Consider the following 15734-nt stretch of genomic DNA (forward strand, 5'->3'; position numbering starts at 1 on the left):
CGTGCGGCGCATCTCGATCTTCGGGGCGACCGGCTCCATCGGGGAGAACACGATCGACCTCGTGCGCCGGCAGGGCGGGCCGGAGGCGTTCCGCACCGTGGCCCTGACCGGCGGGCGGAACGTGACCCGCCTGGCGGAACTTGCCCGCGAACTCGATGCCGACATCGCGGTGACGGCCTATCCCGAGTGCCTGGGCGCGCTTCGCGAGGCGCTTGCGGGCAGCCGGACCGAGGCCGCCGCCGGCCCCGAGGCGCTGGCCGAGGCCGCGGATCGGCCGGTCGACTGGACGATGTCGGCCATCGTGGGCGCGGCCGGGCTGGTGCCCGGGCTGCGGTCGCTGCGCCACGGCGGCACGCTGGCGCTGGCCAACAAGGAAAGCCTGGTCTGCGCGGGCGCGCTCATGATGGCCGAGGCCGTGCGCCACGGCGCGCGCATCCTGCCGGTCGACAGCGAGCATTCGGCGATCTTCCAGGCGCTGCAAGGCGAGGATCGCGCCCGTGCCGAGCGGGTGATCATCACCGCCTCGGGCGGACCCTTCCGCGACTGGACGGCCGCGCAGCTGGCCGCGGCCACGCCGGAACAGGCGGCGGCGCATCCCAACTGGGTCATGGGCCAGCGCATTTCGATCGACAGCGCGAGCCTGTTCAACAAGGCGCTCGAGATGATCGAGGCGCGCGAGTTCTTCGGCTTCGCGCCCGAGCAGATCGAGGTGCTGGTGCATCCGCAATCCATCGTCCACGCGCTGGTGGGGTTCGCGGATGGCGGGCTGATGGCGCATCTGGGCCCGGCCGACATGCGCCACGCCATCGGCTACGCGCTGAGCTGGCCCGACCGTGCCGCGCTGCCGGTGGAACGGCTGGACCTTGCACGGATCGGGCAGCTGGAGTTCCGCGCGCCCGACGAGATGCGCTTCCCGGCGGTGCGGCTCGCGCGCGAGGTGATGGCGCGAGGCGGGCTGGCCGGCGCGGCCTTCAACGCCGCCAAGGAGGCCGCGCTCGACGCGTTCCTCGCCGCGGAGATCCGCTTTCCCGACATGGCGGGCTGCGTTGAGGCGGTATTGGGGCAGCTCGATGCCGCGGGGAACCTGACTTCTGCCACAATCGACCTTGATAAAGTGCAGGCGGTGGACCATTTGGCTCGATTGAAGACAGCCGAGGCCGCCCGGAAAACAGGCAAGAACTGAGGACAGTTTTGGATTTCGTTAGCTTTCTCCCTTCCGTTGGCGGCTTCGCGATGACGGTGCTGGCCTTCATCGTCGCGCTCAGCGTCATCGTTTTCGTCCATGAATACGGTCACTACATCGTCGGGCGCTGGTCCGGCATCAAGGCAGAGATCTTCTCGCTCGGTTTCGGGCCGGTGCTGGCGGCCTGGACCGACAAGCGCGGCACGCGCTGGCAGATCGCGGCGCTGCCCTTCGGCGGCTACGTGAAGTTCCTCGGGGACTCGGACGCGGCCAGCGGCAAGGACGCCGAGGGCATCGAGGATCTCTCCAGCGACGAGCGGCGCCACACTATGCATGGCGCGCCGCTCTGGGCGCGCACGGCCACGGTGGCCGCGGGACCCGTGGCGAATTTCATCCTGTCGATCCTTGTCTTCGGGGGCGTGGTGATGGCCACCGGCGTCGCCACCGAGGAGCCCGCCGTCGGCGATGTGAAACCGATGCCGGCGGAGATCGCCGTCGGGCTGGAGCCCGGCGACCGCATCGCCGCCATCGACGGGGTCCAGACACCCGATTACACCGCCTTCTACGAATATGCCCGCGAGGCCGCGCCGACGCCGCAAAAGGACTACACCGTCGCCCGCGCCGGAACCGAGACGACCGTGCCGGGCCCGTTCCCGCTGCCGCCCCTGATCGAGACCGTGCAGCCGCAATCGGCCGCGCTCTCGGCCGGGCTGCAGGCGGGCGACCTGATCCGGGCGGTCGACGGGCAGCCGATCTGGGCCTTCCACCAGCTCCAGGAAATCGTGGCGGCCTCGGACGGCGCGCCGCTAGGGCTGACCGTCTGGCGCGCGGGCGAGGAGCTGGAGTTCAAGCTGATCCCGAAGCTCGTCGACCTGCCCAATGGCGAGGGCGGCTGGGAACAGCGCACGATGATCGGCATCTCGGGCGGCACCTTCTTCGAGCCGCGCACCTACACGCCCGGCCCGGTCGAGGCGCTGGGACTCGGGGTCGACAGGACCTGGGCGGTCGTCAACGGCAGCCTGAGCGGGCTCTGGCACATGGTCACCGGCGCGATCAGCGCCTGTAACCTGCAAGGCCCCATCGGCATCGCCGAGACCTCGGGCGCCGCCGCGCGCCAGGGTCTCGAGAGCTTCGTCTGGTTCATCGCCGTGCTCTCGACCGCGGTGGGGCTGCTCAACCTCTTCCCCGTGCCGGTGCTCGATGGCGGGCACCTGGTCTTCTTCGGCTACGAGGCCGTCACCGGCCGCCCGCCGAGCGACAAGGCCCTGCGCATCATGATGGCGATCGGGCTCGCGCTGATCCTGACGCTGATGGTCTTTGCCCTCACAAATGACCTTTTCTGTCCGTAACTTGGCCCAAATCCCGTCACAATCTCGGGGTAGCCATGTCCGGAAGCAGAAAAACGGAGGCGAGGATCATGCATAGCGCCGAAGACAAGCAATCCGGACTGGCCGTCCTGGTGGACCTGAACGCGGACTGGCTCATGTGGGTCGTCGCGATCTGGACGGTGCTCGGCTCGATCGCCTGGCTGGCCTCGATCTGAGACGGCGGCGCAGCCGCGAAACGCTGATTTTGCGCAACGGATGGACGGCCCGGCAACGCCCGGGCCGTTTTGCTTTGCGCTTTTGACAACCCACCCCTTACTCTCTATGCAGACTCGGGCATTTTCTACCAAGCGGGGCGTACGGGATGAGGCAGTACAGGGGCGGTGTCGGCAGGCGTATCAGCGGGGCGGACACGGTTCGCGGGGTCCTGCTCGCCATGGGTCTGGTGCTGTTCGGCGCGGTGGCGCCGCAGGCCCAGGCACAGAGCGAAAACTACAGCTTCTCGAGCATCGCGATTGAGGGCAACCAGCGCATCGAGACGCCGACGATCCTGAGATACGTGGATATCGCGCGCGGCGAGGCCGTCACCGCCGGCCAGCTGAACGACGCCTACCAGAGCCTGATCAATTCCGGCCTCTTCGAATCGGTCGAGCTCGTTCCCTCAGGCAACCGCCTGGTGATCCGTGTCGAGGAATTCCCCACGATCAACGTCATCAATTTCGAAGGCAACCGCCGCATCAATGACGAGACCCTCGCCGGGGTCGTCGACTCCCAGCCGCGCCGCGTCTACAGCCCGTCCCAGGCCGAGGCCGACGCCGCCGCCATCGCCGAGGCCTACCGCCAGTCCGGCCGGTTCTCGGCCGCGGTCAACCCGGTCATCATCGAGCGGTCCGACAACCGCGTCGATCTCGTCTTCGAGATCCGCGAGGGCCGCGTGATCGAGATCGAGCGGCTGAGTTTCGTGGGCAACCGCGACTTTTCCGACCGGCGCCTGCGCCGCGTGCTCGAAACCAAGCAGGCCGGCCTGCTGCGCCGCCTGATCCAGCGCGATACCTTCGTCGAGGAGCGGATCGAGTTCGACAAGCAGGTGCTGCGCGATTTCTATGCCTCGCGCGGCTACGTGGATTTCCGCATCCTCTCCGTCACCTCCGAGTTCTCGCGCGAGCGCAACGCCTTCTTCCTGACCTTCCGCATCGAGGAAGGGCAGTCCTTCGACTTCGGCCAGCTGACCGCGAGCTCCGATCTGCCCGAGATCGACCCCGCGGAATACCGCGCCCTGCTCACGATACGGCCCGGCGTCACCTATTCGCCGACGCTGCTCGACCGGGCGATCGCGCGGATGGAACGCTACGCGATCCAGCAGGGGCTCAACTTCATCCGGGTGGATCCGCAGATCACCCGCAACCCCGAGACCCGCACGCTGGACGTCGACTTCCAGATCGTGCAGGGCGAACGCGTCTTCGTCGAGCGCATCGACATCGAGGGCAACACGACCACGCTCGACCGCGTCATCCGGCGGCAGTTCAACACGGTGGAGGGCGACCCGTTCAATCCCCGCGCGATCCGGCAGTCCGCCGAACGCATCCGCGCGCTCGGCTTCTTCGGCCGCGCCGATGTCGAAACGCGCGAGGGCACCCGGCCGCAAAGCGTAATCGTCGACGTCGATGTCGAGGAACAGCCGACGGGCTCTCTCGGCTTCGGGCTCAGCTACGGCACCGACCAGGGTGTCGGCGCCTCGGTCAATTTCAGCGAGACCAATTTCCTCGGGCGGGGGCAGACGCTGCGGTTCTCGATCGAGAGCGGCACCTCGAGCCAGGACTCCGAGCTGACCTTCATCGAGCCGGCCTTCCTCGACCGCGACCTCGAGCTTGGCCTGAGCCTGTCCTACCGGACCACGACCGACGACGAATTCGCGAGCTACGACACCAAGCGCATCCGCTTCTCGCCGAGCCTCGAGTTTCCGGTCAGCGAATACGGCCGCCTGGGCGTCCGCTACTTCGTGGCCGAGGACGAGATCAGCAACGTGAGCGGTAACCTGTCGCCGGTGATCGCGGCCGACGAGGGCTCCGCGATCAGCAGCGGCATCGGCTACACCTACAGCTTCGACACCCGTGGCCGCGGGCTCGACCCGACGCGGGGCGTGGTGCTGCGCTTCAGCCAGGACTTCGCCGGGCTGGGCGGCGACCAGGAATACATCAAGACCACGGCGCTGGCCGGGGTCGAGCGCAAGATCCTCAACGAGGAGGTGACGTTGCGCGCCGAGATCGAGGGCGGGGCGCTGACCATGCTCTCGGGCGAGTCCCGCGTGTCCGACCGCTTCTTCCTCAGCTCGCGGCAGATGCGCGGCTTCGAGTATCTCGGGCTGGGGCCGCGGGAACGCGACGCTGCCTACGAAGACGATGCGCTCGGCGGCAATTACTACACCGTTGCCCGGATCGAGGCGGCCTTCCCGCTGGGCCTGCCCGAGGAATACGGGATTTCCGGCGGGGTCTTCGCGGATATGGGCTCGGTGTGGGGCCTGGACTACGCGAGCGGTTTCAGCGGAACGACACAGTTCGACGACGAGTTCGCCATCCGCTCGGCGATCGGGTTCTCGGTCTTCTGGGACACCGCCATCGGCCCGCTGCGCTTCAACTTCTCGAAGGCGCTGCAGAAGGAAGACTACGACCGCGAGCGCAATTTCGACCTGACGATCCAGACCCGGTTCTGATCCCATGTCCCTGCCGCGACTCGCAGCGGTATTCCTGACGCTCTGGCTGGCCGCCGTCCCGGCGGCCGGGCAGGACGGGTCGGCGGACGGGCTGCCGCGCAGCCCGGTGCTGACGCTCGACCAGGAGCGGTTCTTCGCCGAGTCGGCGTTCGGCCAACGCGTCCGGCGCGAGCTGGAAGAGGCCGCCAGCGCGCTCGCCGCCGAGAACCGCCGCATCGAGTCGGAACTCAGCGCCGAGGAACGCGACCTGACCGAGCGGCGGCCGGACATGGATCCCGAAGAGTTCCGCGAGCTGGCCGACGCCTTCGACCGCAAGGTCGTCGAGATCCGCCAGCGCCAGGACCAGAAGGCGCGTGATCTCGATGCCCGCGCCGAGGCAGAGCGCCAGCGCTTCTTCGATGCGGCGCTGCCGATCCTGCTGGAAATCATCCGCGAGGCCGGCGCGGTGGCGCTGCTGGAGGATCGCGCGATTATCCTCTCGGCCGACCGGATCGAGATCACCGATCGCGCGATCCGGCGGGTCAACGCGCAGCTCGGCGATGGCCGCGAGGCCGCGGGCGGGGCGGAGTGACGCTTGTCACCGCCGGACCCGCTTGCTAGTCAGGTCCGGGGTCCGGTCAGGACGCTGTCACAGAGGTCACCGAGCATGATGGATGCGTCAGAAGCGCCGCTCCCGGAAGCGGATATCTCCCTGATCCAGCGGATCATTCCCCATCGTTACCCGTTCCTGCTGATCGACCGCGTCCGGGACATCCGCGCCGGGGAAGGGGCGGTCGGCATCAAGAACGTGACCTTCAACGAGCCGCATTTCCAGGGACATTTCCCGCAGAAACCGGTGATGCCGGGCGTCACCATCGTCGAGGCGATGGCGCAGACGGCGGGGGTGCTGGTGGGCTGGACGCTGGATCTCGTGGACAAGAACCCGCTGGTCTATTTCATGACCCTCGACAAGACGCGGTTCCGCCGCCAGGTGGGCCCCGGCGACGTGCTGGAACTGCACGTGACCGTGCAGCGCGGGCGCGGCAAGATCTGGAAGTTCGAGGGCGTCGCGATGGTCGGCGACGAGAAGGCCGCCGAGGCCGAGTTCTCGGCGATGATCGCGCTGCCCGGCGACAACAAGTAAGGCGCCCCATGGCCATCGATCCCACGGCAGAGATCCACCCCTCGGCCATCGTCGAGGCGGGGGCGGTCATCGGCGCCGGCTGCCGCGTCGGGCCGTTTTCCGTGATCGGGCCCGAGGTCACGCTCGGTGCCGGGGTCGAGGTGAAGTCGCACGCCGTGGTCACGGGCTGGACCGAGATCGGTGACGAAACCCAGGTCTTTCCCTTCGCCAGCGTCGGCGAGGTGCCCCAGGATCTCAAATTCGCGGGCGAGCGCACCCGGCTCGTCATCGGCAGGCGCAACCGCATCCGCGAGGGCGCGACGCTGAACACCGGCACCGAGGGCGGCGGCGGCATCACGCGCGTGGGCGATGACTGCCTCTTCATGACCGGCGCCCATGTGGGCCATGACGCGCAGGTGGGCGACCGCGTCATCATGGCCAACGACTCGGCCCTTGCCGGGCACTGCATCATCGGCGACAACGTCATCATCGGCGGCCTCTCGGGCATCCACCAGTTCGTGCGCATCGGGCGCGGCGCGATCATCGGCGCGGTGACCATGGTGACCAACGACGTGATCCCCTATGGCCTCGTGCAGGGGCCGCGCGGGCGGCTCGACGGGCTGAACCTCGTCGGGCTCAAGCGCGGCGGCGTCGCCAAGGAGGACATCTCGGCGCTGCGCGCGGCCTACCAGGAACTCGCCCAGGGCGAAGGCGCCTTCCAGGAACGCGCCCGCCGCCTGGCCGAGGAAGACACCGACAGCGCCTATGTCCGCGACGTGGTCGAGTTCGTGCTGGGCGCATCCGACCGTTCCTTCCTGACCCCGGGCTGAGCGATGGCGGAGGCGGGCAAGCTGGCGATCCTCGCGGGCGGCGGTGCGCTGCCGGGCCAGATCGCGGCCGCAGCCGAGGCGGCGGGGCGGCCGGTGACGCTGGTGGCCTTTGCCGGCACGACGGTCGAGGCCGCCGGCTTTCCCGTCATCGCGGCCCGGATCGAGAAGCTGGGCGCGCTGTTTGCCGACCTGCGCGCGGCCGGCGTCACCCATGTCGTGATGGCCGGGGGCATGCGCCGCCCGGCGCTCGACCCGGCCGGTTTCGACGACACCTTCCTGGCGGTGGCGCCGCGGCTCATGGCGGCGATGCAGGGCGGCGATGACGGGTTGCTGCGCGTGGTCATCGCGGTGTTCGAGGAGGCGGGCTTCACCGTCGAAGCGCCCCATGACCTCGTGCCCGCCCTGACCGCCGCGCCCGGCTTTCTGACGGCGACGGCGCCGGGACATGCCGACCGGGCGGATGCGGACCGCGCGGCGGAGATCGTGCAGGGCCTGGGCGCGCTGGACATCGGGCAGGGGGCCGTGGTCGCGCAGGGGCTCTGCCTGGGCGTCGAGACGGTGCAGGGCACCGACGCGATGCTGCGCTTCGTGGCCGAAACCGCCCGCGGTGCCCGGCCCAATCCCGACGGTGCGCGCGGCGTGCTGCTGAAAATGCCGAAGCCGGGCCAGGATCTGCGGGTCGACATGCCCGCCATCGGCCCCGAAACCGTGCGGGGCGCCGCCGCGGCGGGCCTGGCCGGGATCGTTCTCGCCGCCGGCCGCGTGCTGGTGCTGGAACGGGACGAGACCCTTGCCGCGGCAGAGGCCGCCGGGCTCTTCGTCTGGGCGCGGGACGATATCTGATGGGCCGCCGGCTCTTCCTGATCGCGGGGGAGCCTTCGGGCGACCGGCTCGGGGCCGGGCTCATGGCCGGGCTGAAGCGGCTCGCGCCGGATACGGCGTTTGCGGGCGTGGGCGGCCCGCTGATGGCCGCCGAGGGGCTGGAGAGCCTCTTTCCCATGGAGGATCTCTCGGTGATGGGTATCGCCGAGGTGCTGCCGCGGCTGCGCCAGCTTCTGCGCCGGCGCGACGAGGCCGCCGCCGCCGTGCTGGAGATGCGCCCCGATGCGCTGGTCACGATCGACAGCCCGGATTTCTGCCTGCGCGTCGCGGCCCGCGTGAAGGCCCATGCGCCGGAGATCCGGACGATCCACTACGTGGCGCCGACGGTCTGGGCCTGGCGTCCGCAACGGGCCGAAAAGATGGCCGCCCATATCGATCATGTCCTCGCGTTGTATCCCTTCGAGCCGCCCTACATGGAAGCCGCCGGCATGGGGTGCGATTTCGTGGGACATCCGGTGGTCGAGGATCCCGTTCCAAGTGCCTGGGAAGCAACGGAATTCCGTGACCGTCACGGGATCGCGGAAGCGGCGCCGCTGCTCTGTGCGCTGCCGGGATCGCGCCGTGGCGAGGTCACGCGGCTGGCGCCGATCTTCGGGGCCGCGCTGCGCGAGGTTCTGGCCGAGCGGCCGGATGCCCGCGTGGTGATCCCCGCGGCGGCGGGCGTGGCCGATCTCGTCGCGCAGCTGACCGCCGGTTGGCCCGGCGATCCCGTGGTGCTCGACCCGCGCGGCCAGGCCACGGATGCGGCGGTGCAAGAGAAATACCGGGCTTTCGCGGCGTCCGACGCGGCACTGGCGGCATCGGGCACGGTGTCGCTGGAACTGGCGGCGATGGCGACGCCGATGGTGATCGCCTACGACATGACCTGGATGTCGCGCCAGATCATCCGGCGGATGATGCGGATCGATACCGTGACGCTGGTCAACATCGTCACCGGCCGCAAGGTGGTGCCGGAATTCCTGGGCGACGCCTGCCGGCCCAAGCCGATCGCGGCGGCCATGCTGGAGCTTCTGGGCGACGGTCGGGCGCGGGCGGCGCAGCTCGCGGCCGCCGAGGAGACCATGCGCCTTCTCGGGCGCGACGCCGAGGATCCGGGTCTGCGCGCCGCGCGGGCGGTGCTGGGCGCTATTCCGTGAAGCCGGCGACCCTGGCGCCCGTCAGGCGTTCGAGGTCGCGCGGCGCAATCGGGAAGACGTGATGCGGTGTCCCGCCGGCGGCCCAGACGGTCTCGAACGCCGTCAGCCGCGGGTCGAGAAAGGCGCGGATCGGGCTGAGGTGCCCGATCGGTGCCACGCCGCCGATCGCGAAGCCCGTCTGCGCGCGCACCAGCGCCGCGTCGGCGCGGCCGAGCGGCTCGCCGGTCAGCGCCGCCGCCTTCGCGTCGTCCACGCGGTTGCCGCCGGCGGTCAGGAAGAGGATGGCCGCGCCGCTGGTCTCGCCCCGGAAAATGATGGATTTCACGATCTGGTCGATCTCGCAGCCCACGGCGTCGGCCGCTTGCTGCGCGGTGCGGGTCTGATCGGGGGTTCGGACGATCTCGACGTCGAGTCCCGCGGCCTCCAGCGCGGCCCGCACCCGTTTCACGCTCTTGCTCATCGGGCTGCTCTCCTCTCCTGCTGCGACCTGTTATCGCCACGGGGCCGGGGGGACGCAACCGCAGTTGACCCCCCGCGCGGCTGGCCCCATTCTGCCGCCCATGTCCCTGATCCGCCGCCTCAACGCCGCCCCGATCCCCTTCGAGACCGAGATCGCCGCGGAGACCGCGGCGCTCTATGACGGTGCGCCGCCCGAAATGCTGGAGCTGATCCGCGGCACGGCCGGATGCAGCCAGTACCTGAACACGCTGCTGCGCCGCGAGGCCGACTGGCTGCGCGACGCCTGGGAGCAGGAGCCCCACGACGCGCTCGCCGCGGTGGAGGCCGATCTGCCCGGGGACCCGGCGCAGCTCAAGACCGCGCTGCGGGTCGCCAAGCGCCGCGTGGCGCTCCTGACGGCGCTGGCGGACCTGGGCGGGGCCTGGGCGCTGCACGAGGTCACCGGCGCGCTGACGCGCTTTGCCGATTGTGCCACCGACCGGGCGCTCAAGGCGCTGGTCGCGGCCGAGATCCGGCGCGGCAAGATCCCCGGCGCGACCGAGGACGACATCGCGACGGCCGCCGGCATGACCGTGCTGGCCATGGGCAAGATGGGCGCCGGGGAACTCAATTATTCCTCGGATATCGACCTGATCTGCCTGTTCGACGAAAGCCGTTACGCCCCGGACGACCTGCACGAGGTGCGCGCGGCCCTGATCCGCGTGACACGCCGGATGAGCGCGCTGCTCTCGGACGTCACCGGCGAGGGCTACGTCTTTCGCACCGACCTGCGGCTGCGGCCCGACCCGTCGGTGACCCCGGTCTGCCTGTCGATGGAGGCCGCCGAGCGCTACTACGAAAGCGTCGGCCGCACCTGGGAACGCGCGGCCTATATCAAGGCGCGGCCCTGCGCGGGCGACCTGGAGGCCGGCGCCGAGTTCCTGTCGCGGCTGACGCCCTTCGTCTACCGCAGGCATCTCGATTTCGCGGCGATCCAGGACGCCCACGACATGCGGCTCAGGATCCGCAGTCACAAGGGGCTCGGCGGGCGGATCACGCTGGAAGGCCACGACATGAAGCTCGGCCGTGGCGGGATCCGCGAGATCGAGTTCTTCACCCAGACCCGGCAGATCATCGCCGGGGGGCGCGACCCGGACCTGCGGGTGCGCGGCACGGTCGAGGGGCTTGCCGTGCTGGCCGACAAGGGCTGGATTCCCGAAGAGGCCGCCGAGGTGCTGGCGACCGCCTACCGCGCGCACCGCACGGTGGAACACCGGCTGCAGATGCTGAACGACGCGCAGACCCACAAGCTGCCCAATGCCGGGGGCTTCGACCGGCTGGCGCGGTTCTCGGGCTGGGACGACACGGAGGCTTATCGCGCGGATATCCGGCACCGGCTGGAAGAGATCGATGGCCTGATCGAGCGGTTCTTCGCGCCCGAAAAGACCGGCGAGACACCGGAAATCGAGTTCTCGGAGACCGCGCAGGAGATCATCGCGCGCTGGCGCGACTACCCGGCGCTGCGCAGCTCGCGCGCCGCGGAGATCTTCGAGCGGGTCAAGCCCGGCCTGCTGGAGCGCTTTGCCCGCGCCGCGCGCCCCGAAGAGGCGCTTTTGCAATTCGACGGGTTTCTCAAAGGGTTGCCGGCTGGCGTTCAGCTGTTCTCGCTGTTCGACGCCAACCCTCAACTGGTGGATCTGCTGGCCGATATCTGCGCCACGGCACCGGGGCTGTCGGGGTATCTCTCGCGCAATCCGCAGGTGCTGGACGCGGTGATCGGCGGTGATTTCTTCGCCCCCTGGCCCGGCGAGGACGCGCTGGTCGGGGCGCTTGCCGAGACACTCGCCGCGGAGGAGGACGATTACGAACGCCGGCTCGATGCGGCGCGGCGCTGGATGAAGGAGCGCCATTTCCGCATCGGCGTGCATCACCTGCGCGGCCTGGTCGATGCCGACGAGGCGGCGCGGCAATATTCCGAATTGGCCGGGGCGGTGCTGCGCGCGCTCTGGCCGGTCGTGGTCGCGAATTTCGCCCGCCGTCACGGGCCGCCGCCGGGGCGCGGCGCGGCGGTGCTGGGCATGGGATCGCTCGGGGCGGAGATGCTGACGGCCACCTCCGACCTCGATTTGATCGTGATCTACTCGGCCAATGGTGAAACGGAGTCGACGGGAAAAAGACCCCTTTCGGTAACGGCTTACTACGCGCGGCTCACCCAGGCGTTGGTGACGGCGCTGACCGCGCGCATGGCCGAGGGCCAGCTTTACGAGGTCGATATGCGGCTTCGTCCCTCGGGCCGGCAGGGGCCGGTCGCGGTTTCTTTCTCGGGGTTTCAGAAATACCAGCGCGACGAGGCCTGGACATGGGAGCACATGGCGCTGACGCGGGCGCGGCCCGTGGCGGGCGAGCCGGGGCTCGGCGACGAGATCGAGAGCTTCCGGCGCGCGCTTCTGGCCGAGACGGGCGACGCGGCGACGGCGGCCCGCGAGACCCGCGCGATGCGCGAGCGGATCGCCAAGGCGGCCGATCCCGCGCGGTTGCGCAATCCCTGGGAGGCCAAGCTGGGCCGGGGGCGCATCCAGGACATCGAACTGATTTCCCAGGCCGCCGCGCTGGTGGCGGGCGCGGCGGACCGCGCGCCGGATGCGCAGCTGGCCGCCGGGGCCGCGGCCGGGTTCCTGACCGGGGACGAGGCGGCGGCGCTGACCGACCGCCACCGCGCGCTGCGGCGGCTCAACCAGTGCGGGCGGCTGCTGATGGAAAAGCCGCTCGACATGGAGGAACTGGGCGAGGGCGGGCGAACCTTCCTCCTGCGCGAGACCGGCGGCGCGGACGTGGAGTCGCTTGCCGACGATCTCGAGTCGCATCGGTGCCGGACGGAAGAGATGATCGACGGAATACTCGCGCGGTCCGCCCCGGGGGGCGACGGCGACGAGGCAGAGGCATGACACGCGACAGGTTCTGGGCCGACCCGCGGGGGCTTATCCACGAGGCCTACCGGATCGAGGGCATCACCGAGGCCGATTGCCGGTCGATCTTCCTGGACTGGGCGCTCGGCCTGTCCGGGGAGGCCGATACGCGCGCCCATATCGCGGCCCTGCTCGAGCGTCACGGGGCCGCCGCCCCGGATCATCCGATGACGCAGGTGCTGCGCGCCGGGCTCGACCGGGCCGTGCATTCGGGCCGGCGCGGCGGCCGCGCGGGACGCGCCCGGCGGCAATAGGAAACGGCCGCCCCGAAGGACGGCCGCCCGACGTGCCGCCATATCCGCGGATCAGCGGTTTTCGACGTCCACGTAGTCGCGGCGCGTCTCGCCCATGTAGAGCTGGCGCGGCCGGCCGATCTTCATCTGCGGGTCGGCGATCATTTCCTTCCACTGCGAGATCCAGCCCACCGTGCGCGACAGCGCGAAGATCGGGGTGAACATCGCGGTCGGGAATCCGAGCGCGTCGAGGATGATGCCGGAATAGAAATCCACGTTCGGGTAGAGCTTCTTGTCGACGAAATACGGGTCCTCGAGCGCGATGCGCTCCAGTTCCTTGGCGACCTGCAGGGTCGGGTTATCCTCGACGCCCAGCAGTTCGAGCACCTCGTCTGCGGATTGCTTCATCACCTTCGCGCGCGGGTCGAAATTCTTGTAGACCCGGTGGCCGAAGCCCATCAGGCGGAACGGATCGTCCTTGTCCTTGGCGCGCTCGATGTATTCGGGGATCTGGTCGACCGTGCCGATCTCGCGCAGCATCTCGAGGCAGGCCTGGTTGGCGCCGCCATGGGCCGGCCCCCAGAGACAGGCGATGCCGGCGGCGATGCAGGCGAAGGGATTGGCGCCGGACGAGGCCGCCAGCCGCACCGTCGAGGTGGAGGCGTTCTGCTCGTGATCGGCGTGCAGGGTGAAGATCCGGTCCATCGCGCGGGCGAAGATCGGGTTGACGACGTAGTCCTCGGCCGGCACGGCGAAGCACATGCGCAGGAAGTTCGACGCGTAGTCGAGGTCGTTGCGCGGATAGACCATCGGCTGGCCGATGGAATACTTGTAGGCCCAGGCCGCGATGGTGGGCATCTTGGCGATCAGCCGGATCGAGGCGACCTCGCGGTGCCAGGGATCGGTGATGTCGGTCGAGTCGTGATAGAAGGCCGACATCGCGCCGACCACGCCCACCATGATCGCCATCGGATGCGCGTCCCGGCGGAACCCGCGGAAGAAGTTCTGCATCTGCTCGTGCAGCATGGTGTGGTTGGTCACGCGACACTCGAAATCCTCGAGCTGCTCGGCCGAGGGCAGTTCGCCATAGAGAAGCAGGTAGCAGACCTCGAGGTAATGCGATTTCTCGGCCAGCTGGTCGATCGGGTAGCCGCGGTGCAGCAACTCGCCCTTGTCGCCGTCGATATAGGTGATGGTGGAGTCGCAGGACGCCGTGGAGGTGAAGCCGGGATCGTAGGTGAAGACACCGCCCTGCGCATAGAGCTTGCGGATGTCGATCACGTCCGGCCCGGCCGTCGGCGAATGCACGGGCAGTTCCAGCGACGTATCCCCGAAGCTGAGCGTCGCGGTCTTCGTCATGTCGGCCATCTTATGTCCTCTCATGCTGTGCCGGCGCCCGGGACAGGGGCCGGAGGGATACACGCTGCCGGCCGCCGCGGCGCCCGGTGCTCTTTCTTCGCCGGCACGGACGGGGCGCAGGCTCAGGCCGCCGCATCCGTGATCCGCGCGATGGTCTCCTCCCGTCCGATGAGACACATCATGTCGAAAACGCTCGGAGAAACCGTGCGGCCGGCCAGTGCTGCGCGGAGAGGCTGTGCAATCTTGCCTAGCTTCATCTCTTTCGCCTCGGCAAAGCCCTGCACGGTGGCTTCGAGCGTATCGCGTTCCCAGCTAGCATTTTGCAGGTGCGGCGTCAATTCTCCCAGTATACCACGGGATACAGGATCGAGGGCCTTCGCCGACTTCTCATCCGGCGCGATCGGGCGATCGGTAAGAATAAAATGCGCTTTTTCAAGCAATTCAGGGATCGTCTTCGCGCGGTCTTTCAGGCAGTACATCGCGCGCGACAGTGCGTCACGCTGGGCTTGGGTCAATTTTTCGCGCCCATTCGCGGCCAGATAATCCGCCACGGCGTCCAGAATCTCGGAATCTTCTGCAGCTGCAATATGCTGCCCTGAGAGGTTTTCGAGCTTCTTGAAATCGAACCGCGCCGGTGCCTTCTTGATGCCGGAAATGTCGAACCAGTCGAGCGCCTGGCCGGTGGTGAAGAACTCGTCGTCGCCATGGCTCCAGCCGAGACGGGCAAGGTAGTTGCGCATCGCCTCGGGCAGGTAGCCCATGCGGCGGTATTCCTCCACCCCGAGCGCGCCGTGACGTTTCGACAGCTTCTTGCCGTCCGGCCCGTGGATCAGCGGGATATGCGCGAAAACCGGGATCTCCCAGCCCATCGCGGCATAGACGAAGCTTTGCCGGGCGGCGTTCGACAGGTGATCGTCGCCCCGGATGATATGGGTCACGCCCATGTCGTGATCGTCGACGACAACGGCCAGCATGTAGGTGGGGCTACCATCGGATCGTAAAAGAACCATGTCGTCGAGCGTGTCGTTTTGCCAGGTCACCCGGCCCTGCACCGCGTCCGCGATCACCGTCTCGCCCTCAAGCGGCGCTTTCAGGCGCACGACATGGGGGGTGTCGGCCGGGTGATCGGCCGGGTCGGCATCGCGCCAGGGACTCTTGAAATTGGTCGAGCGGCCCGCGGCGCGGGCGGCCTCGCGGAAGGCCGCGATCTCTTCGGCGCTGGCAAAGCACTTGTAGGCATGGCCGCTGGCCAGCATCGTCCGGGCCACTTCGGCGTGGCGGTCGGCGCGGGCGGCCTGGCTCACGGCCTCGCCGTCCCAGTCGAGGCCGAGCCAGCGCAGTCCGGCGTAAATCGCCGCCGTCGCCTCGGGCGTGGAGCGTTCGCGGTCGGTATCCTCGATGCGCAGCAGGAACCGCCCGCCGCGCCCGCGCGCGTAGAGCCAGTTGAAGAGCGCCGTGCGCGCGCCTCCGATATGCAGGAAGCCGGTGGGCGAGGGGGCGAAGCGGGTGACGACGTTGCGCTCGGACATGCGGGCGTTAACCTTCTGGAAACCATGCGGGAGATAGCGTC

General features: G+C 69.0%; 14 protein-coding genes. 11 read left to right on the top strand and 3 right to left on the bottom strand.

All coding sequences use genetic code 11. From position 1 onward, the window contains the following. Position 1 precedes the first annotated feature (1 nt). The 9 genes from dxr to lpxB all read left to right on the top strand — a co-directional run bounded on the left by dxr (position 2) and on the right by lpxB (position 9168). Positions 2-1183, top strand: coding sequence for a 1-deoxy-D-xylulose-5-phosphate reductoisomerase (gene dxr, locus ACQ5SP_RS06985; protein ID WP_430937631.1), 1182 nt, complete (start codon positions 2-4; stop codon positions 1181-1183). Between the two features lie 8 nt (positions 1184-1191). After that, positions 1192-2532: an RIP metalloprotease RseP gene (gene rseP, locus ACQ5SP_RS06990; RefSeq protein ID WP_430937632.1), complete on the top strand. Its 1341-nt coding sequence runs from the start codon at positions 1192-1194 to the stop codon at positions 2530-2532. Positions 2533-2600: 68 nt separating this feature from the next. Beyond that, a complete protein-coding gene (locus ACQ5SP_RS06995; RefSeq protein ID WP_430937633.1) occupies positions 2601-2726 on the top strand; it encodes a hypothetical protein in 126 nt (41 codons plus the stop codon). Between the two features lie 146 nt (positions 2727-2872). Beyond that, positions 2873-5218 carry an outer membrane protein assembly factor BamA gene (gene bamA / locus ACQ5SP_RS07000; protein ID WP_430937634.1) on the top strand — a complete coding sequence of 782 codons (2346 nt, stop codon included), beginning with the start codon at positions 2873-2875 and terminating at the stop codon, positions 5216-5218. Between the two features lie 4 nt (positions 5219-5222). Continuing rightward, positions 5223-5789: an OmpH family outer membrane protein gene (locus ACQ5SP_RS07005; protein WP_430937635.1), complete on the top strand. Its 567-nt coding sequence runs from the start codon at positions 5223-5225 to the stop codon at positions 5787-5789. 75 nt (positions 5790-5864) lie between these two features. After that, positions 5865-6341: a 3-hydroxyacyl-ACP dehydratase FabZ gene (fabZ, locus tag ACQ5SP_RS07010; protein WP_430937636.1), complete on the top strand. Its 477-nt coding sequence runs from the start codon at positions 5865-5867 to the stop codon at positions 6339-6341. Between the two features lie 8 nt (positions 6342-6349). Further along, positions 6350-7150: an acyl-ACP--UDP-N-acetylglucosamine O-acyltransferase gene (lpxA, locus tag ACQ5SP_RS07015; protein WP_430937637.1), complete on the top strand. Its 801-nt coding sequence runs from the start codon at positions 6350-6352 to the stop codon at positions 7148-7150. A gap of 3 nt (positions 7151-7153) precedes the next feature. Beyond that, entirely contained in the window at positions 7154-7993 is an 840-nt protein-coding gene (locus ACQ5SP_RS07020) for an LpxI family protein (RefSeq protein WP_430937638.1), read from the top strand. Next, complete coding sequence (lpxB, locus tag ACQ5SP_RS07025) at positions 7993-9168, top strand: lipid-A-disaccharide synthase (protein WP_430937639.1); 1176 nt, start codon at positions 7993-7995, stop codon at positions 9166-9168. The genes ACQ5SP_RS07020 and lpxB overlap by 1 nt, the downstream gene beginning before the upstream one ends. Here lpxB and ACQ5SP_RS07030 read toward each other — a convergent pair. Next, on the bottom strand, positions 9158-9628 hold the full coding sequence (locus tag ACQ5SP_RS07030; RefSeq protein WP_430937640.1) for a YbaK/EbsC family protein: 471 nt from the start codon (positions 9626-9628) through the stop codon (positions 9158-9160). The genes lpxB and ACQ5SP_RS07030 overlap by 11 nt on opposite strands. A gap of 100 nt (positions 9629-9728) precedes the next feature. Between ACQ5SP_RS07030 and ACQ5SP_RS07035 the strand changes: the two genes are divergently transcribed. Both ACQ5SP_RS07035 and ACQ5SP_RS07040 read left to right on the top strand, forming a co-directional pair. Further along, positions 9729-12551, top strand: a complete 2823-nt coding sequence (locus ACQ5SP_RS07035) for a glutamine-synthetase adenylyltransferase (protein WP_430937641.1) — start codon at positions 9729-9731, stop codon at positions 12549-12551. Next, the gene (locus tag ACQ5SP_RS07040) at positions 12548-12826 is read left to right on the top strand and encodes a hypothetical protein (protein WP_430937642.1); all 279 of its coding nucleotides are present in this window, start codon (positions 12548-12550) and stop codon (positions 12824-12826) included. The genes ACQ5SP_RS07035 and ACQ5SP_RS07040 overlap by 4 nt, the downstream gene beginning before the upstream one ends. Positions 12827-12877: 51 nt before the next feature. On the opposite strand, the gene gltA is transcribed toward ACQ5SP_RS07040, so the two are convergent. Next, the gene (gltA, locus tag ACQ5SP_RS07045) at positions 12878-14173 is read right to left on the bottom strand and encodes a citrate synthase (RefSeq protein WP_430937643.1); all 1296 of its coding nucleotides are present in this window, start codon (positions 14171-14173) and stop codon (positions 12878-12880) included. Between the two features lie 113 nt (positions 14174-14286). Next, the gene (gene gltX, locus ACQ5SP_RS07050; protein WP_430937644.1) at positions 14287-15693 is read right to left on the bottom strand and encodes a glutamate--tRNA ligase; all 1407 of its coding nucleotides are present in this window, start codon (positions 15691-15693) and stop codon (positions 14287-14289) included. Between the last annotated feature and the right edge of the window lie 41 nt (positions 15694-15734).

It is taken from the genome of Rhodovulum sp. YNF3179 (assembly GCF_050586465.1).
Taxonomy (GTDB): domain Bacteria; phylum Pseudomonadota; class Alphaproteobacteria; order Rhodobacterales; family Rhodobacteraceae; genus CAJXYS01.